Annotated in this window: 8 protein-coding genes; all 8 read right to left on the reverse strand. The window is 71.2% G+C overall.

Annotated features, from left to right (window positions below; genetic code table 11):
* Window positions 1–21 precede the first annotated feature (21 nt).
* Window positions 22–843 carry an MHYT domain-containing protein gene (locus ACZ58V_RS09155; protein ID WP_468184784.1) on the reverse strand — a complete coding sequence of 274 codons (822 nt, stop codon included), beginning with the start codon at window positions 841–843 and terminating at the stop codon, window positions 22–24.
* Between the two features lie 359 nt (window positions 844–1,202).
* Window positions 1,203–2,903 carry an ABC transporter ATP-binding protein gene (locus tag ACZ58V_RS09160; protein ID WP_468184781.1) on the reverse strand — a complete coding sequence of 567 codons (1,701 nt, stop codon included), beginning with the start codon at window positions 2,901–2,903 and terminating at the stop codon, window positions 1,203–1,205.
* Window positions 2,893–13,797, reverse strand: coding sequence for a non-ribosomal peptide synthetase (locus ACZ58V_RS09165; RefSeq protein ID WP_471289189.1), 10,905 nt, complete (start codon window positions 13,795–13,797; stop codon window positions 2,893–2,895). The genes ACZ58V_RS09160 and ACZ58V_RS09165 overlap by 11 nt, the downstream gene beginning before the upstream one ends.
* A 57-nt stretch (window positions 13,798–13,854) precedes the next feature.
* On the reverse strand, window positions 13,855–15,642 hold the full coding sequence (locus tag ACZ58V_RS09170) for an ABC transporter ATP-binding protein (RefSeq protein ID WP_471289192.1): 1,788 nt from the start codon (window positions 15,640–15,642) through the stop codon (window positions 13,855–13,857).
* Entirely contained in the window at window positions 15,643–16,704 is a 1,062-nt protein-coding gene (locus tag ACZ58V_RS09175) for an iron-siderophore ABC transporter substrate-binding protein (RefSeq protein WP_468184774.1), read from the reverse strand.
* 105 nt (window positions 16,705–16,809) lie between these two features.
* Window positions 16,810–17,655 carry an ABC transporter ATP-binding protein gene (locus tag ACZ58V_RS09180; protein WP_471289195.1) on the reverse strand — a complete coding sequence of 282 codons (846 nt, stop codon included), beginning with the start codon at window positions 17,653–17,655 and terminating at the stop codon, window positions 16,810–16,812.
* A gap of 38 nt (window positions 17,656–17,693) precedes the next feature.
* Complete coding sequence (locus ACZ58V_RS09185; RefSeq protein ID WP_468184769.1) at window positions 17,694–18,755, reverse strand: FecCD family ABC transporter permease; 1,062 nt, start codon at window positions 18,753–18,755, stop codon at window positions 17,694–17,696.
* On the reverse strand, window positions 18,752–19,813 hold the full coding sequence (locus ACZ58V_RS09190; protein ID WP_468184766.1) for a FecCD family ABC transporter permease: 1,062 nt from the start codon (window positions 19,811–19,813) through the stop codon (window positions 18,752–18,754). The genes ACZ58V_RS09185 and ACZ58V_RS09190 overlap by 4 nt, the downstream gene beginning before the upstream one ends.
* Window positions 19,814–19,980 lie beyond the last annotated feature (167 nt).

Raw genomic sequence — 19,980 nt, forward strand, 5'->3', positions numbered from 1 at the left:
GCGGCTCTGCGGACGTACGGCTCAGACGGTCGTGGTCGCAGTGGTGGTGGGGGCGGGCGTGTCGGCGGTCGCGGTGGAGAGCTCGACCTCACGCAACAGTTCGGCGGCGACGGACTCGGCGCGCTTGCCGGTCGGGGAGAGCGCGACGTACGCGGAGGCGAGGAAGAGGAACGAGCCGAGCACGACGGCGAGCGGGAAGAGGAACTCGGTGGCCGTGGCCCCGGGCAGCTCCGCGCTGCTGGGCGCGAGGCTGACGTCGACGGCGTACATGGCGGTGTAGTGCATGCTGCTGACCGCGAGCCCCATGACGAGCGCGGCGACGGCTGCGAGGGCGGGGCCGCGCACGATGAGGGTGAGGGTGAGGGCGGCGGTCGCGGCGACGACGGCGATCACGACGGAGGCGAAGACGAGGAGCGGGTCGTAGTCGACGCTGCCGTGCAGGTTGAGCGCGGCCATGCCGGCGTAGTGCATGGCGGCGACGCCCAGTCCGGTGCCGAGCCCGCCGAGCGCCACCGACGTGATGCGCGAACGCCCGTACCCGGCGGTGAAGACGCCGGCGCTGACGACGGCGATGGCCATGACGAGGCTGAGCACGGTGAGCGGAACGTCGTAGCGGATGGGGGTGCCCTCGACACTGAAGCCCATCATCGCGACGAAGTGCATGGTCCAGATGCCGGAGCCGATCGCGAACGAGGCCAGCACCAGCCAGTTCCGTTTCGAGGCGCCGTCGGCCTCCAGGGCCCTGACCGTGCACCGCAGGCCGAGCGCCGAGCCGACACAGGCCATGACGTAGGAGAGGACGGGGGTGACCCATCCGGCGCTGAAGTGGTCCATGTGTCCCACAGGGAAACCCCTCTCGCCCGCCGGGCGGAGAGCTCAGCGCGCACGTAAGTACCGCCGGTAACAGAGACCCGGCGGGAACGAGATCGCGCCACTGCCTACCGAAGGTCGGTGAGGGTTAAACTACTGCGGTGTGGGTTACGGACCCGTTTGCACGCAAGTGCTTCACATACCCCTTACGCCGTCTGTACTTTTGCCGCCGACCGGCTCCTCCGCGATACGCACCACCGAAGTGACTGCCACCTGGGACAACGGAACGTCACGGGACAGCAGCGCTCCGCACGCCGCGAGCATGGCCGAAAAGTACTCAAGAAGCGATCACGGAGACCCGGTCGGCCGCGACGGCCGTCCGCTGCAGCGGGTCACCGGGCCACCGCCAGACAGTAGTCCTCGTCCGTGGCCAGGAGGTTGCGATGGGTGCCCTCGCCGGTGATGACGCCGTCGTCCAGGACCAGCACCCGGTCGGCGGCGTCCAGGAACGCCGGGCTGCTGGTGATCACCACCGTGGTGCGGCCTCGGCGTAGCTTCGCCACGTTGCGGGCGACGAGTTGCTCGGTGACCGCGTCGACCGCCGTCGTCGGGTCGTGCAGGACGAGGACGTCCGTGTCGGCCGCCAGCGCGCGGGCCAGGGACAGGCGCTGGCGCTGGCCTCCGGAGAGGTTCGCGCCCCGGTCGCGGACGGCGTAGTCGAGGCCTTCGCGGTGCAGGGCGACGACGTCGGTCAGCATGGACGCCTCGACGGCCTCGGGGACCGAGCGGCTGGTGCCCGAGGGGTCGATGTTGGTGCGCAGGGTGCCCGCGAAGATCTCCCCGTCGTACGGGTTCACGAGGAGGTGCTCGCGGACCGCCTCGACCGACAGGTCCGCCAGCTCCTGCCCGCCGATCCGGACGACTCCCTCGTAGGTGCCGGGCGGGACGTTCACGGCCAGGACGGCCGCCAGGTCGGCCGCGGCGCGCGGCTGGTAGGCGGCGATGGCGACGAACTCGCCGGCCGCCACCTGGAAACGCACCTTGTTCAGGGACCCATGGCGGACCGAGTCGATCTCCAGGTCCGCGCCCGGGGCCGGTCGCCCGGACCCCGGGGTCGTGACCGGCGGCGCCGACAGCACCAGCGCCATCCGCTCGGCCGACGCCCGCGCGATCATCACATACTTGGGCATCTCCGAGAACAGCCGGAGCGGTTCCATGATGAACTGCGCCAGGCCCACGGCCATGACGAGTTCCCCGATGGTGATCCGGCCGTCGAACGCGAGCCAGCCCGCCGTCAGGGTCACGGCTCCGGCCAGGACCGCGTTGAGGGCCAGCGCGGTGCCCGCGTACACGCCGTTCACCTTGGCGACGGTGACCGCCTGGTGCCTCGCCTCGGTGCTGACCTTCCGGTAGGAACCGAACGCCGCGTGGTTGCCGCCGAATCCGTGCAGCGGGCGCAGGCCGGTGATCAGGTCGGCGACCTTCGCTCCGGCCCGCGCCACCCGGGCCTGCTGTTCCTGGGTGCTGCTGCCGATCCGGCGGGACATCACGCTGAGGATCGACAGGATCGCGACGGTGCCCACGATCACCAGCAGGCCGAGCCGGATGTCGGCGAGGCCCAGCGCGACCGCCGCGACCAGCACCGCGACCAGCGAGCTGATCAGCAGCGGCACCACTTCGATGATGTCGGCGGTCTGGTCGGCGTCCTCGGTGGCGATGGTCAGCACCTCGCCGGACTTGAGGTCGACGTCCCTGGCCACCGGTTGCAGGCCGCAGGCCGCGACCTTCACCCGCCAGCGGTGTGCCTCGGTCGTGTTGGCCTTCTGCAGGATCCGCATGCCGAACCGCCACGACAGCGACACGGTCGTGATGATCACGGCCAGCGCGGCGATCGACAGGGCGAGCGCGCCGAGGCTCCGGCCGTCCCGCATCGTGTGCTCGACGATCATGCCGAGCGCGATGGGGAAGGCCGTCTCGCCGGCCTGGTACAGGCCCATGAGGACGGTGCCCCAGGCCATGGCGCCGAGGTTGCGGCGCAGGGCCGTGCGGAGGATGGCGGCCCCGGGGCGGGGCCGCTGCGTGTCAGTTGTCATCGAGGTGGCGGGCAATCGCTTCGGGGGTTCGCAGGGTGAACAGGTCTCGGATGGTGATCACTGGACCGTACTCGCGGCGGAGCAGGCCGATCAGCCGTACCGCCAGCATGGAGTGTCCTCCGAGGGACACGAAGTCGCTCACCGCGCTCACCTCGTCGTCGTCCAGGTCCAGTGCCTCGGCGAAGTACTCGCACACCACGGTCTCGGTCTCGGTCCGCGGGCCCCGCTCCCCCACCGTGGTCAGCGCGCCGAGCGGTTTGGCCTCGGGCAGCGCCTTGGTGTCAGCCTTCCCGTTGACCGTCAGCGGGATGCTGTCGACCTGGGCGTAGTGCGTCGGGCGCAGGAAGTCCGGCAGTCCGGCGCCCACGTCGGCGGCGACCGCCGCCAGGTCGGCGCCGTCCAGCACGAGATACGCGGCCAGCCGGTAGGCGCCGTCGACCTGCGGGTCGGGCTGGGCGACGGCGGCGGCGAACCGGACCGCCGGGTGCGCGGCGAACACGGCCTCGACCTCGCCGAGTTCCACCCGGTGGCCCCGGATCTTGACCTGCTGGTCGGTGCGGCCCAGATACATCAGGTTGCCGTCGGGCCGGCGGACCACCAGGTCCCCGGTGCGGTACATGCGCTCCCCGGGCTCGCCGAACGGGCAGGCGACGAAGCGGTGCGCGCTCTGGGCGGGCTGCCCGAGATAGCCGCGCGCGATGCCGATGCCCGACACGTACAGCTCTCCGGGCACCCCGTCGGGCAGCGGCCGCAGCCACGGGTCCAGGACGTACACGTCCGTGTTGTCGATGGCGATACCCACCACCGGGTCCTCGCACTCGAAGGTGCCGACGCCCAGGGTGTTGATGGTGTACTCGGTGGGTCCGTACAGGTTGTAGCCGACCGTGCCCTCGGTCTCGGCGAGCCGCTGCCACAGCGTCGGGGTGACGGCCTCGCCGCCCAGCAGCACCAGCGCCGGCCGGCGGTCCGGGTTGTCCAGCAGGCCCTCGGCCACCAGCTGCTGCGCGTAGGTCGGGGTCACGTTGACGACGTCGATCCCGTGCTCCAGGCAGTACTCCACCAGCGCGGGCGCATCACGGCGCAACTCCTCGTCGCAGATGTGCACTTCATGGCCGTCGGCGAGCCACAGCAGTTCCTCCCACGACATGTCGAACGCGAACGACACGGTGTGCGCGATCCGGAAGATCCGGTGGCCGTGCTCCGCCAGTACCGGCTCGAAGATCCGGCGCTGATGGTTGATCAGCATGTTGGTGAGCCCGGCGTACTCGGTCACCACGCCCTTGGGCTTTCCGGTCGACCCGGAGGTGTAGATCGTGTACGCGGGGTGCCGCAGCCGGTCCGGGTCGTCCGGCGCGAACGTCACGTACGGCTCGGCCTCGGGAAGGGGCCGGTCCAGTTCGATGAGGTCGCCGGACAGCCGGGGCGAGACGGCGCTCACGGTGAGGATCACGTCCGGGCGGGCGTCGTCGACGATCGCGGCGATCCGCTCGTCCGGGTGGTCCAGCTCCAGCGGTACGTACGCGGCGCCGACCCGCAGGACGGCGAACAGCGCCGCGATCCAGTCGAGGGAGCGCGGGATCGCGAGACCCACGGTCGTCTCGGGCCCGATACCGCGCGCCGCGAGCACTCCCGCGACCGCGCGGCTGCGGTCCCGGAGCTCGGCGAACGTCATCGTCGCGCCGTGGGCGACGAGCGCCACCCGCTGCGGGTCACGGTCCGCGGCCTGGTCGAACCGGTCGACGACGGTGTCCGTGCCGACGTCCGTACGCTCGTCCCGCACGGGTTCCGGACCGAGCCCTCGCAGCGCGCCCACCGGCCCGGTCGACCGGGCCAGGTCTTCGAGCACGCTCAGGTAGTCGTCGAGCAGGCGGCGGGCGTTGCCCTCGTCGCCGTCGCGGTACTCCAGCTTGACCGTGAGCCGGTCGCCGGGGGTGACGACCCAGGTGAACGGGTAGTGCGTGGAGTCGTCGGCCTTCACCGAGGTGATGCCGTGCCGGGCGTTCATCTCGGCGAACGCGTCCATGTCCAGGAAGTTCTGCAGCACGAACAGGTTGTCGAACAGGGTGTCGTGCCCGCTGGCCCGCTGGATCTCGCCGAGCCCCAGGTGCTCGTGCTCCATCGCCTCGACCCGTGCGGCCTGTACGGCCGACAGGTACTCCCGGACCGACTCGTCCGGCCTGGCCCGCGTCCACGTGGGCACGGTGTTGAGCAGCACACCGACGATGCCGTCCAGTCCCTCGCCGTCGCGGCCGGAGACGGTCACGCCGAACACCGCGTCGCCGCGGCCGGTGTGCGCGCCGAGCAGGAGGCCGAACGCGCCGGTCAGTACCGAGTTCAGCGTGACGCCGTGCACCCTGGCCGCGTCCCGCAGCAGCTCCGACCGCTCGGCGGACAGCGTGTGCACGAGCGCGCTCGGCAGCTCGTCCGAGAGCGCCGGCGCCGGTCCGGCGAGCAGCGTCGGGCCGGAAAGACCCGTCAGGTGCTCCGCCCAGAAGCGTTCCGATACGGCGGGGTCCCTGGCGTCGAGCGCCCGGGCGTACTCCTCGAAGCTCGGCGTGGCCGGCGTCGGGTCGAGCGGCTCGCCCGCGAGGACGGCACGGTAGGCGTCGAACAGGTCCCGCAGGACGATCTCGCGGGACCAGCCGTCCCACAGCAGCAGGTGGTAGCTGAACAGCAGGCCGTCGCGGTCGTCGGGCAGCCGTACGACGGTCAGCCGGATCAGCGGCGGCTCGCCCGGGTCGAATCCCGTGTCGCGGTCCCGGGCGCGCAGGGCGTCGACCTCCGCGTCCGTCGACAGGGCGACCGTACGGACATCGACCCGCCGGCCGGCCTTGAGGACCTGGACAGGATTCCCGTCGTCGTCCGTGCCGAAGCCGGCGCCCACGACCGGGTGCCGGGCGATCACATACGCCATCGCCTCGGCCAGCGCGTCGGTGTCCAGGCGCCGGTCGAAGGTGAACCAGCTCTGCGCGACGTAGTGTCCGGCCGTGCCCGCCATCTGGGCCTGGAAGAACAGGCCGCGCTGGAGCGGGGTGACCGGTGCGGTGCGCTCGGCCGTCGAGGCGGCGTCCGCGATGCGCTCCAGCGCGCCGCGCCAGTGCTCGGTGATCTCGTCGGGTATGCCCTCGGCGAGGGTGAACTCGGCGAGCAGACTGCCGGTCGCCTCATCGGTCCAGGCGTTGACCTCGACGGCGTACGGGCTGCCCTGGTCGCCGCCGGTGAGGTGCAGCGCCTGGGACTCACTGCCCCGGCCGAGATAGTTGAACAGCACCTGCGGGCGGGCGGTGAGCAGCGGGGCCGTCTGCGGATCGAGGTACCTGAGCTGCCCGTAGGCGACGTGGGCGCGCTCGTCCGGCTGGCGTTCGGCGACCTCGCGGGCCGCGGCGACCGGGTCGGTGTGCGCGGTGAGCCGTACGGGCGCGATGGCGGTGAACCAGCCGACCGTACGGGTGTAGTCGTGCTGTTCGAGGACCGGGACCCGGCCGTGCCGCTCCAGCTCGATCGCGAGATCGGTGGGCGACGGCTGGACGCGGGTCAGCGCCGTGCGCAGCGCACCGCACAGCAGCTCGGTCAGCCCGACGCCGAGTGCGGCGGGTGCGGTGCGGGTCAGGCGGTCGCTCACGTCGCGTGCCAGCACGACCGTGGTCTCGCGCAGTCCGCCGACCGTGGGCAGCAGTTCGGGCGCCTGGAGCGTGGTGGTCCAGTGACCGAGGTCGTCGAGTGCGTGGGTGGAGTGGAGTGTGAGTGCGTCGGCGTACTCGGCGTACGACGTGGTCGGCGGGGCCAGGGGCTCCCCGCGGAGGGCTGCGGCCAGGTCGTCCAGCAGGATCAGCCAGGACACCGAGTCGACGGCGAGGTGGTGCACGGTGACCACGAAGGTCCGGCTCGCCTCCAGCCACGCGAACGCCACCACGTCCCCGGACTCGGGGTCGAGCTGTTCGGCGGCCTCGTTCGCGACGGCTGTCGCGTCGGTGGTGTCCGGCCGTACGACGGTGGCCTCGTGGGCGGGTTCGGTGCGAAGGGTCCATACGCCGTGCTCGGTACGCAGCCGCAGCCGCAGTACCGGGTGTGCGGCCACTACGGCGTTCGCGGCGCGCCGGGCGTCGGCGAATCCGGTGCCCTCGGGGGCGACGACGGCCCTGGCCTGGGCGAACCGGGCGAGTGAGCCGCCCAGTTCGCGCTGACGCAGGATGATCGGCGTCGGTGTCAGGGGGCCGTCCTCGCGACGGGCGGGGGTGTGCGCGGTGACTCGCGGTGTGCTCGTCGCCAGGTGGTCGGCGAGTGCGCGGGGGGTCTTGAGCAGGAAGACGTCCCGGGGCGAGATCGCAAGGCCGAGTGTCCGGGCCCTGTTCACGACCGTGATGGCGACGATGCTGTCGCCTCCGGCGTGGAAGAAGTCGGTGTCGGCGTCTATGTCCGAGCCGGGCAGCGTCTGGGTGAAGATCTCGATGAGTGCGGTGACAGCTGAGTTCTTGTCTGCGGGTGCGTTGTGGCTGGTCGCGCGGTTCCCCGCGCCCCCGAAGGTACGTTCAGTCAGGGTCTTTCGATCCAGCTTGCCGTTGACCGTGAGCGGTAGGGCGTCGATCGTGAGGACCCGGCCCGGGACCATGTGCACGGGAAGCTTCGTGGACAGCAACTCGGCGAAGTCACCCGGCACCTGCCCCACGACGTGCGCGACCAGGTGATCGCCGCTCTCCGCCACCGTGACGGCCACATCCACCACGCCGTCGAGTTCCCGTACGGCGGACTCGACCTCGCCCAGCTCGATGCGGAAGCCCTTGAGCTGTACCTGGTCGTCGGCGCGGCCGGTGAACTGCAGCTCGCCGTCGAGGGTGCGGACGGCGAGGTCGCCCGTGTGGTACATGCGGGAGCCGTCGTCCGCGAACGGGTTCGCCACGAAGCGGCCGGCGGTGAGGCCGGGCCTGCCGAGGTAGCCGAGCGACACCTGGTCGCCGGCGACGTAGATGGCACCGACCTTGCCGGGCGGCACCGGGCGGAGCCGGTCGTCGAGGAGGTGGGTGACGAGGCCGGGGATCGGGCCGCCGATCGGGCTGACCTCGTCGCCGGGGCCGAAGTCCTCGTCGGTGAGCACCCGGTGGGTGACGTGGACGGTCGTCTCGGTGATGCCGTACATGTTGACCAGCTCGGGCGTGCCCGTGCCGTGCCGCTCGACCCAGCCGCGCAGCCGCCCGAGGTCCAGCGCCTCGCCGCCGAAGATGATCCGGCGCAGCGCGGGCAGCGGCTCGCCGGCGAGCCGGTCGGCCTCGATGAACTGGTAGAACGCCGACGGGGTCTGGTTGAGCACGGTCACCCCGCGCTCGCGGACGAGCCGGTGGAAGTCGACCGGGGAGCGCGTCAGGCCGTACTCGGGCACCAGCAGCTCACCGCCGTACGCCAGCGCGCCCCACAGCTCCCAGACCGCGAAGTCGAAGGAGAAGGAGTGGAACTGGACCCACACGTCCTGCGGGCCGAAGTCCATGTCGGGCTGGGTGTTGGCGAGGAGCGTGACCACGCTGGAGTGCGGGACGGCCACGCCCTTGGGCCTGCCGGTCGATCCGGAGGTGTAGATGACGTACGCGGGGTTGTGCCAGCTCACCTCGGGCTCGGTGGGGTCCCCCACCGGCAGTTCGTCACCCTGCACGAGCACCCGGGCCGGCACATCCGCCCTGGCCAGCAGCTCCGTGAAGCGGTCGCGCTGCTCGCGGTCCACCAGGACGACCTGGGGTGCGGCGTCGGCGAGGATGTACTCCAGCCGGTCGTCCGGGTAGGCGAGGTCCAGCGGGACGTAGGCGCCGCCCGCGCTGACGATGGCGACCAGGGCGACGACCTGCTCCAGGGAGCGCGGAACGGCCACGGCGACCCGTTTGCCCGGCCCGACCCCGGCCGCGCGCAGGGCGGAGGCCAGTTCGTTCTTGGTGTCGGCCAGTTCGCCGTAGGTCAGGGAACGGGTGCCGCCGTCGAGGCCGCACTGGGTGACGGCGGTGGCGGCGGGTTCGCGGCGCGCGGCGGCGTCGAACAGGCCGCCCAGCGTCGTCGGGGTGATCGGTGCGGGACGTCGCCCGCTCTCGGGTGCCAGGTCGTCGACCAAGGCGTCCGGCCGGGTCAGCAGGCCGGTGAGGGTGTGGGTGAACGTGTGCAGGATCGACTGCGCGGTGGTCTCCCGCAGCAGTTCACCGTCGTAGATCAGGTTGAAGCGCGGTCGTCCGTCGAGGGCGCGCTCGACCACCAGCGTGAGCGGGTAGTGCGGGGCGCCCTCGTTGACGAGGTCGGAGACGACCAGGGTGTCGTCGGGTCGTCGCAGGGCGGTGACATCGGTGGCCACGTCGAAGACCACGAGGGTGTCGAACAGGGAGCCGGCGCCGGCCTGGCGGCCGATCCTCGCCAGGGAGACGTGCTGGTGCGGCAGGACCGCGCTCTGGTGCTCCCGGACCGAGGCGAGCAGGTCGGCGGAGGTGGTGTCATCGGCCCAACGGGCGCGTACGGGGATGGTGTTGATGAACAGGCCCACCATGTCCCCGATGCCGGGGACATCGGCGTCGCGGCCGGAGACGGTGGAGCCGAACACCACGTCGCTGCCGTGCAGGATGCCGCCGAGCGTCACGGCCCAGGCGCTGTGCACGGCCACGCTCAGCGGCACGCCGGCCTCGCGGACGGCGGCGTCGAGGTCGCCCTCGGGCTCCACGGCGGTGTCGGCGAAGCGGTCGGAGGGGGTGTGGTCCTCGGCGACCAGTGAGGGGCCGGGCAGGTCGGCGAGTTCGGCGCGCCAGACGCGGTCGCTCTCGTCGTCGTCGCGTCCGGCGAGCCAGTGCACGTAGTCGGCGAAGCCGCCGATCGGGTAGACGGTCCCCGGGGCGTGGTACTCGGCCAGCAGTGCGCGGAGCATCGGCGGCACGGACCAGCCGTCGGCGATGATGTGGTGCACGGTCTGGACCAGGACGTTCCGGCCGGATCCTGCGCGGACGAGTGTGTACCGCATCAGCGGGCCGGTGGCCAGGTCGAAGCCGGCGCGGCGGTCCCGCTCGGCGAGGTCGCGTATCTCCTCGTCGGTGATGCCAGGACGGTCGAGTGTGGTGAAGGGGGCCTCGATGCCGCTCTCCAGCACGGAGACCACGCGGCCGTCGGCGAGGGCGGTGAACCGGGCGGCCAGGTTCGGGAAGAGGGTGAGCAGGCGGGAGGCCGCTGTCGCGAGCCGGTCGGCGTCCACCTCGCCGTCGAGGGTGAGGAGTTGCTGCTCGACGTAGGCGCCCGCCGAGTCGTCGTCGAAGACCGAGTGGAAATACAGGCCCTCCTGCAGCGGGGTCAGCGGCAGGACGTCGCGCAGCGCCGGGCCGTCCAGGGCGTCGACGTCGGTCTGGGTGAGCGGCACCAGGGCGAAGTCACTGGGCGAGTGGCCGCCCTCGTCGAGTGCGGCGAGGGAGGCCAGGGCCACCCGGAAGTAGTCGCCGATGGCGGTGATGTCCGCGTCGGTGAACATCCCGTCGGGCCAGGAGATGGTGGTGACCAGCTCGTAGTCGCCGGTGGAGGCGGCGGGTTCGGCGATCGCGTTGAACTCCAGGGCGCGCGGCAGGCGCATCTCCGGGTCGCGCTTCTCGCCCAGCTGGCCGGTGGTGCCCGCGAGCTGCCAGTCGCCGGGGGCGCCCGCGGCGAAGCGGCCCAGGTAGTTGAAGAGGACCTGCGGAGCGGGGGCGTCGAACTCGCTGCCGGTGAGGTAGCGCAGGGCGCCGTAGGAGACGCCGTTGTCCGGCACCCGGGCGAGGTCTTCCTTGACCGCCTTGAGGGCGGCGCTCAGATACGCGGGGCTGGTGAGGTCGGCCGCCGTGCCGGGGTCGACGGTCACCGGGAAGAGGGTGGTGAACCAGCCGACGGTCCGGGACAGTTCCGGCTCGAAGCCGGCGGAGTCCGCCACGAACTGTCCTTCGCGGCCGTGGCCTTCGAGTTCGATGTGGGCGAACGTCTGGTCCTGGCCGAGGTCGCGGCGCCAGCGGGCGAGGGCGACGGAGAGCGCGGTCAGCAGGACGTCGTTGACGCCCGCGTGGAACTTCGCGGGGATGTCGCCGAGCAGGGCGGCCGTGATCTCGGGGCCGACCGAGACGGTCCGCAGCCGCTCGTGCGCGACGGTGTCGGCCTCGGACAGGGCGCGCCTGCCGATCAGTTGGTCCTCCCCTGGCAGGGGGCGCCAGTAGTAAGAGGAGTCCGCGTCGAACGCGGCCCGTTCCAGCAGCTGGGTCCAGCGCCGGAACGACGTGCCCACCGGGGGCAGCTCGATCGGCGTGTCCGAGGTGAACTGCCGCCAGGCGGTGGCCAGGTCCTCCATCAGGACGCGCCAGGACACGCCGTCGATCACCACGTGGTGGGCGACCAGGACCAGTTGCCGTTCCGCGCGGCGCCAGACGGCACGCAGCATCGCGCCGCCGTCCGGGTCCAGCCCCTCGGTGGCGAGGGCGACGCACTCCTCGACCGGCAGATCGCTCTCCTGCCAGGTCACAGACGCCCCGTCCGCCTCCGGGATGTCGAAGCTCCAGTCGTCGCCGCGCACCAGCTTGGCGCGCAGCATGTCGTGGTGCCGGACGAGGGCCGAGAGGGTCGCGTCGAGGGCGTCGGCGGTCAGGTCCGCCGGGGTGTTGAGCACGACGGACTGGACGAAGCCGTCGACGGCGTCCGTGGTCTCGCCGAGCCACTGCACGATGGGCGATCCCACGACGGTTCCGGTGGCGACGTCGGCGTGGTCCGTGGTGGAGACGTCCTCACGGCTCGCGACCGCCGCCAGTGCGCCCACGGTGCTGTGGGTGAAGATCTGCCGTGCCGTGACGTGGAGGCCCTCGTCGCGCAGGGCGCTCAGCAGGGAGATGGCCAGGATGCTGTCTCCGCCGAGCTGGAAGAAGTCCTGGTCGACGCCGACCTCGTCGAGCCGCAGCACCTGCGCGACCGCGGCGCACACGGCGCGCTCGTCGTCGGTGGTGGGCCTCACGAGGGAGCCGGTGTCGATCGTGGGCTCGGGCAGGGCGTTGCGGTCGAGCTTGCCGTTGGCGGTGAGCGGGAACTCGTCCATCACGACGAGGTGGGTCGGCACCATGTACTCGACCATGTGCTCGCCGGCCCACGCCTTGACCTCGTCCGCCCGCAGGTCCTCGCCGCCGGTGGCCGGGATGACGTAGCCGACGAGGTAGGTGCCGCCGGCCGAGTTCTTCTTCGCGACGACGCAGGTGTGCCGGACCCGGGGGTGTTCGGCGAGGCCGGCCTCGACGTCCTCTATCTCCAGCCGCATGCCGCGGATCTTGATCTGGTTGTCGGCGCGGCCGAGGAAGTCCAGGGATCCGTCCGGGGCGAAGCGCGCGAGGTCTCCGGTCCGGTAGAGGCGGGAGCCGTCGTCGGCGAAGGGGTTGGCCACGAACCGGGAGGCGGTCAGGCCGGGGGCGCCCACGTATCCGCGGCCCAGGAGGAAGCCGCCCACGTAGAGTTCGCCGCCGACGCCGACGGGGACCGGGCGCAGCTCCTCGTCCAGGACGTACAGCTGGGTGTTGGGGTTGGCCTTGCCGATGGACGTCGACAGGCGTTCCGCGGCGCCCCGGTAGATGACGTGCGAGACGCCGATGGTCGTCTCGGCGGGGCCGTAGCCGTGGTACATGGGGATGTCGAGCTTGGTGCGGAACCGCTCGTACAACTCGGGGGTGAGCACCTCGCCGCCGCACCACACGTGGCGCAGGCTGTCCAGGCGGCCGGTGTCGCCGGTCATCTCCAGCAGCACGTCCAGCATGGACGACACCAGGTACGTGAAGGTGACGCGCTGCTCGGCGATGACGCTCAGCAGATGGTGCGGGTCTCGCTCGCCGCCGGTGCGCAGGACCACCAGCCTGCCGCCGGAGACCAGGGGCAGGAAGATCTCGTTGATGGATATGTCGAAGGACAGCGGAGCTTTGAAGAGCGACGCGTCGTCATGGCCGAAGCCGAGGATCTCGTTGACCTGCCACAGCAGGCGCTCGCTGATCGCCTCGTGCCGGATCATCGCGCCCTTGGGCCGCCCGGTGGAACCGGACGTGAAGATGACATAGGCCAGGGCGTCGCCGAGGACGGTGACGCCGGTGCCCTCGGCGGGGCAGGAGGCGTATTTCCAGTCGCCGAGGTCGACGGCCACGGCCTCAGGTTCGGCCGGGTCGTGCTCGCCCGAGGCGTTGAGCTGCAGGACGACCCGGGCGTCCGCGATGACGACGGCCCGGCGCGCGGCGGGCCACTGCGGGTCGAGCGGCACGAACGCGCATCCGGCCTGGAGCGCGGCGAGCAGCCCGATCACCATGTCGGCGGAGCGGGCCAGGGAGATACCGACGACCTGTTCGTGGCGCAGTCCGCGTGCGATGAGGTGGTGGGCCAGCTGGCTGGAGAGCTCGGCTGCCTGACGGTAGGTCAGCGAACGGTGCTCGTCGACGACGGCGACGGCGTCCGGTCTGGCCAGCGCCTGCTCCCGGAACATCTCGACGATGGTCGGGCGGACCCGGTCGGCCTCGTTGTCGTTCCACTCGGCCAGGGTCCGCAGCCGGGCGGCCACACTGGACGGGCCGATGGTGCCGAGGGGCCGGTCCGGGAAGTCGGCCAGGTCGTCCAGCGCGAGCTGCGCGTCGGCCGGCGCGACGCCGTCCGGAACGGTGATGCTCCGGCCGTCCGGGCTCACGTCCCAACCACCGGGTGCCGTCCCGCCGTTGTCGACCCATCCGAGGACGTCGGCGAAGAGCGTGCCGGGCGCGAGGTCGATACCGTCGGGGCTCTGCCCCGTCGCCCAGTACGACAGACCGATGGCGCACGCTTCGGCGATGGTCCTGTCCGGGTAGTCACCTGTGCGCCGGCGGACTTCCGCCAGGCGAGTGGGGGAAAGCAGTGCGACACGAGCACGCGGTTCCATCATCGAAGACTCAGCGTCCCTTCCAGAATGTGGAGTTAGGCTAACCTAAATAAGGGTTGCCTAACTACCCTCTCGCCAGGCCCGCCACAGTCGTGCGTACCGGCCGCCCAGAGCCACCAGCTCCTCGTGCGTGCCCTGTTCCACGACGCGTCCCGCGTCCAGCACGGCGATCCGGTCGGCGGCCATGGCCTGGGTCAGCCGGTGCGCCACGAACAGCGTCGTCCGGCCCGCGCAGGCGGCCAGTACGGCCCGCTCCAGCTCGGCGGCACCCTCGCTGCCGGCCTCCGCGGTCGACTCGTCGAGCACCACCACCGGCGCCCGGCCCAGCACCAGCCGGGCCAGGGCGATCTGGGCGACCTTGGTGACGTCCAGGCGCTCACCGCCCTCGCCGACCGGGGTGTTCAGCCCCTCGGGCAGCGCGTCGACCCAGCCGTCGGCGCCGACCGTGCGCAGGGCGGCCGTCAGTTCGGCGTCGGTCGCCTCCGGCGCGGCCAGCCGCAGGTCCTCGGCGAGCGGACCGGAGAACACATGGGTCTCCTGCGTCAGGATGCTCACCAGGGCCCGCGCTCCGGCCTCGTCCAGGTCGGCGAGATCGGTCTGCCCGACCCGCACGGACCCGGCTTCCGGGGTCCCTATGCCGGCGATCAGCGCGGCCAGGGTCGTCTTGCCCGCGCCCGTCGCCCCCACCAGGGCGAGCGAACCACCGGCGGGAATGGTCAGGTCGACACCCCGCAGCACCGGATCCTCCGAGCCGGGGTAACGGAACGTCAGCCCCCGCACCGCCACCGGGTACGAACCGGCCTGTGCCGCCGGGACGGACTCGTCGCCCACCAGGCGCTCCTCGGCCGCCTCCCCCAGCACCCCGACCAGACGGGTCAGGCTCGCGCCCGACTTCTGCGCCTCGTCGAAGGTGAACATGATGGCGCCCAGCGGGGTGAACAGCCGGTGGAACAGCAGCGGAGCCGCCGACACCTCGCCCAGGCTGGCGGCGTCGGCCTCCAGCAGGGCGTACCCCACGACGAGGATCAGGACGAGACCGATGAACTCGGCGCGGTTCTCCCGGCCGACGAACCGGCCGAAGAACCGGAACACCTCGATGCCGAGGTCGCGCACCCGCCACGACTCGCTGGTGACCTTCTCGCGGAAGGCGCTCTCGAGTCGGTACGCCCGGACCGTGTCGATGCCGTTGAGACCGCTGATGAACGCCTGCGCCCGGTCGGCCTGGGCCACTCGCTGTTTCCGGTAGAGCGGTGCGGACCGGGGCAGATACCAGCGCAGGGCCAGCGCGTACGCGGGCAGTGCGCCGGCACCGGCCAGGCCGAGCCGCCAGTCAAGACCGAACATGCCGAGGGTGGCGATGACGACCAGCACGCCCGCCGAGAACACGGTGGGCACGGCCGTGCGGATGCCCTTGGACAGCACGGCCACGTCGTCACCGACCCGGGAGAGCACGTCTCCCCGGCCGACCTGCTCGATCCGGGCGCTCGGCATCCCGAGCACCGCCCGGACGGCGCATTCGCGCAGCCGGGCGAGCAGATCCGCGCCCAGCCGCCCGATCAGGTAGGTCGAGACCGCGGTGGCCGCCGCGCCGAGCAGCGCGGCGGCACCGATCAACACCCCGATCGTGACCAGGATCGATCGTTCCTCACCCCCGACGACCCCGTCGACCACGCGGCCGAGCAGGAGCACCGGGAGCACCTGGAGCGCCGCCCCCGCGACCGTGGTGAGCACGGTGGCGGCCGTCAGCCAGGGCATCTCACGGCAGTGCGCCGTGACCCATCGGGTGGCTTCGCGGCCGGTCGTCGTGCGCAGGGTCGCCGGGGCGGCATGCGTTTCGGTGGTGCTCACTTACTGATCGACCGACTTGACGAGCTCGTCGATCGCGTACGGCATGGACAGCAGGGTGCCCTGGGAGATGGCCGCGCCGACCGCGGGTCCCTCACTGTCGAGCAGGTACGACACGTTGCCCTTCTTCACGGCGTCCAGGTTGGCGAAGAGCTTGAACTTCTTCAGCGCCTCGGTATCGGCCTTGTCGTTGATGACGAAGATGTGGTCGACGTCGACGAGGTCGACGCGCTCGGGAGAGAGCGTGGTGTAGAAGCTGCCGCCCGCGATCTTGTCGATCTCGGTCTGGTACTTGTAGCCGATGCCCGTGACGAGTCGTCCGCGCACGTCGGTGGAGGTGAACGGCGCCACCGAGTCCTTGTACCAGGACAGCGCGACGGCGGTTTCCTTCCCGAGTTCGGGGTGGGCCTTCTTGGCCGAGTCGAGCTGGCCCTGGATGTCCTGGACCATCTTCTCGCCCTCCTCGGCCTTGCCGAGGGCCTTGGCGATGTGGAGCGCGTTGTCCTGCCAGGGGGCGCTGAAGGGCTCCTTCTCGGCCTTGGTGCGCGCCACCGTCGGGGCGATCCTGGACAGCTTGTCGTAGGCGGCCTTGTCGATCTCGGAGTAGACCGCGACGATCAGGTCCGGGCGCAGGGCGGCGATCTTCTCGTAGTTGGGGCCGGTGTCGCCGTTCTTCATGACGACCTCGGGCTTGGTGTCGCCCCACTTGTCCTTCACCCAGGGCCACTGGGTGTTGATGTCAGGACTCTTGCCCGGGGGGTTCGGGTACTGGTCGACCATGCCGACGGGCTTGATGCCGAACGCCAGGATGGTCTGGTCGTCGGTGTAGCCGACGGAGACGACCCGCTTGGGCGCCTTGTCGACCGTCGTGGATCCGAAGGCGTGCTCCACGGTCACCGGGAAGGCGCCGGCGGCCGCGGCCTGCGTGCCGTCGTTCTGCTGGTCCGTCTTGTCCGCCGAGTCGGAACCGCATCCCGCGAGGAGACCGACGCCGAGGGTGGCGGCGGTGAGTATCGCCGCCATGCGCCGCAAGGGCCTTCTGAGCGTCGTTCGATGGAGGAGCATCCAAAACCCCTTGCTTTCGCGCTAGTTCACTGCACCCTCGCCTAAGGGCAGGCAAACCTTACCGTGACCGAGTGAGGTTAGCCTAGCCTTACTTCTCCGCGTTTATCAGGATGTGTCCAACTGGACGTGCGTGCGACCGATCGGCACGATGAGCGGCCGGTCCCCCACCGGGTCGTCGATGACCTGCGCGCGCAGCCCGAACGCCTCGTGCAGCAGCTCGGCGGTGATCACGTCGCGCGGGTGGCCCTGCGCCAGGATCGACCCGTCCTTCATCACCACGAGGTTGTCGCTGTAGCGCGTGGCCAGGTTGAGGTCGTGCAGCACCATGACGACGGTGCAGCCCGACTCGTGCAGGTCGTCCACCAGATCCAGGACGTCGATCGCGTGCGCCAGATCCAGATAGGTCGTCGGCTCGTCCAGCAGCAGCAGATCGGTGCCCTGAGCCAGCGTCATCGAGATCCAGACGCGCTGGCGCTGCCCGCCGGACAGCGCGTCGACCGGGCGGTCCGCCAGATCGGACACGCCCGTCATCGCGAGCGCGCGTTCCACCACCTCGGCGTCGTCCGAGGACCACTGCCGCAGCCAGCTCTGGTGCGGATGGCGGCCCCTGGCGACCAGGTCGGCCACCGTCAGCCCCTCGGGCGCGACCGGCGCCTGCGGCAGCAGGCCGAGCTTCTTCGCCACGTCCCGGGTCCGGAGCCGGCCGATGTCCTCGCCGTCCAGGACGACGGTTCCCCCGGTCGGCTTGAGCAGCCGCGACAGCGTCTTCAACAGGGTCGACTTGCCGCAGCCGTTGGGGCCGATGATCGTGGTGACCACCCCTGGCGGTATCGCCACGTCGAGTTCATCGATGACGACCCGGCCGCCGTACCCGACCGTGACACCCTTGGCTGCCAGCCGCGAGGTGTCACCGATCCCGGCCTTCGTCCGGTTGATGGACTGTGCGACCACAAGCCCCCCTTACTTAGGTATGCCTGACTCTTGTACACCTATCTGAGGTTCGCCCGCACCAGCAGATAGACGAGGAAGGGGCCGCCGATCGCGGCGGTGACCACACCGACCGGGAGCGAGACCGGCAGTGCCGTGCGCGCGACCAGGTCCGAGCCGATCAGCAGCAACGCGCCCACGAGGCCCGAGGCCACCATCGGCGGTGTCGGGCACCTCGCCAGACGCATCGCCACCTGCGGCGCCACCAGCGCGACGAAGGGGACCGGGCCCGCCGCGCTCACCGCCACACCGGCCAGCAGTACGGCGCACAGCAGCAGGACCGCCCGTACCGCCGCGTACCGGACGCCCAGGCCGGCGGCGACCTCGTCGCCGAAGTGCATCGGCTTGAACTGGAACGCGACGAAGGACACCACGACGAGGAGGACGAGCGAGCACCACAGCGCGATCCAGACCTCGCCCCACGCGCGGTCCTCCAGCGAACCGACCAGCCACGCCTGGGCCTTGGCCACGTCCCGGATGTCGGCGGTGACGAGCAGCCAGGTCGTGATCGCCTCCATCACGGCGCTCACGGAGATGCCGATGAGGATGAGCCGGAAGCCGTCGACCCCGCGCCGCCAGGCCAGGAAGTACACCAGCAGGCCCGTGCCGAGCCCGCCCGCGAGCGCCGCCGCGGACAGGCCCACGGAGCTGACGATCGCGGCGGCGGTGCCACCCGACACGGTCACCAGGAACACCGCGACCGCGCTGGCGCCCGTGGTGATGCCGAGAACGTCCGGGCTGGCCAGGGGATTGCGGGCGATGGACTGCGTGATCGCCCCGGACACGCCCAGCGCGATGCCCACGACGAGCCCGGCCAGGGCACGCGGCATCCGCAGGTCCATGATCACGAACTGGTCGACCTGCTCGCCCCGCCCGAGGATCGTCGCGATCACCCGCGACAGGCTGATGGGGAAGTCCCCGACGCCGACGGACAGACAGAACACCAGGAACGTCGCCGTCGCCAGCAGCAACGTCACGCACAGGATCCAGGGCCGCCAGAGGAACGACACCCGGCCGAGCCGCACGCCCGGCAGCACCGACGGCTTCACATCTGTCACGTTCATGCTTTCCTGAACTTTCCGCGCCACACCAGAACCGCGAAGAACGGGGCGCCGAGGAGCGCCACGAGGACGCCCGCGTCCAACTCACCCGGCCGCACCACCAGTCGGCCCACGATGTCGCAGACCAGCAGGACGACGGCCCCGAGCAGACCGGCGAACGGCACCAGCCAGCGGTAGTCCGGCCCGGTCAGATACCGGGCCACATGGGCCACCATGAGCCCGAGGAACGCGATGGGCCCGCAGGCGGCCGTCGCCGCGCCCGCCAGCAGGGTGATGGCGGCGATGCCGACGGTCCGGCTCAGCGCGATGTTCACACCCAGTCCCCGCGCCACGTCATCGCCCAGGTTCAGCAGGTTGAGGGAAGGCAGCGTGGTCAGGGCCAGCACGAGACCGGCGGCGATGAAGGCGGTGACCGGCCAGATGACGTCGAATCCGACCCCGTTCAGGGAGCCCGAGTTCCAGAACCGCAGGGCGTTCAGGGCCTGCTGGTCCGAGAGCGCGACCGCCGTGGTCATCGCCGCCAGGAACACCGTGACGCCTTGTCCGGCCAGGGCGAGCGTCAGCGGGTTGCCGGCGCCCCGGCCGATGCTCGCCAGCCCGAACACGACGACACCGGCGATCCCCGCCCCCAGGAAGGCGAACCAGACGTACTGGAACGGGTTGCCGAGCCCGAACACGGAGATCGCCACCACGACGGCGAACGAGGCTCCGGAGTTCACGCCCAGCAGGCCCGTGTCGGCGATCGGGTTGCGCGTGTATCCCTGGATCAACGCCCCGCCGACCCCCAGGGCGATGCCCGCCACGACCCCGAGAACCGTCCGGGGCACCCGCACGGTCTGCACGATGAGCCGGATCTCGGTGAGCCGCTGGTCGGACTCCGGGGCCGCGAACAGCCCGTGCCACACGTCGGTGGGACTCAACGCGCGTGCGCCGACGGCCAGCGACAGCACCGTGGCGGTCACCAGGAGCGCCACGAGTGTGCCCAAACCCACGACCCGCCGCCGACGGGCCTTCGAGGAGCCCCTGGGCGCGGGGCGCTCAACTGCAGCAGTCGTGCCCATGTCGACGTACGTTATCCCTTGTGCGGTCGGCGACTTGATCCGGACCGTCGTGCGCCGCCCGGGGCGAAACCACAGGAGGAGAGGGAAAGGAGGAGGGGAAAAGAAACAACCCCCCCCACGAGCGGATGGACGGGTTGTTTTTGCGGGGCCCGGAGTCCCCTTCAGAT

The sequence above is a fragment of the Streptomyces sp. NPDC040589 genome (genome assembly GCF_055594445.1).

Bases quoted from the DNA above. Each gene is read 5' to 3' on its own strand.
- ACZ58V_RS09160 (WP_468184781.1), bottom strand. From the start codon at position 2,903: ATGACAACTGACACGCAGCGGCCCCGCCCCGGGGCCGCCATCCTCCGC.
- ACZ58V_RS09185 (WP_468184769.1), bottom strand. From the start codon at position 18,755: ATGAACGTGACAGATGTGAAGCCGTCGGTGCTGCCGGGCGTGCGGCTC.
- ACZ58V_RS09190 (WP_468184766.1), bottom strand. From the start codon at position 19,813: ATGGGCACGACTGCTGCAGTTGAGCGCCCCGCGCCCAGGGGCTCCTCG.
- ACZ58V_RS09175 (WP_468184774.1), bottom strand. From the start codon at position 16,704: ATGCTCCTCCATCGAACGACGCTCAGAAGGCCCTTGCGGCGCATGGCG.
- ACZ58V_RS09165 (WP_471289189.1), bottom strand. From the start codon at position 13,797: ATGATGGAACCGCGTGCTCGTGTCGCACTGCTTTCCCCCACTCGCCTG.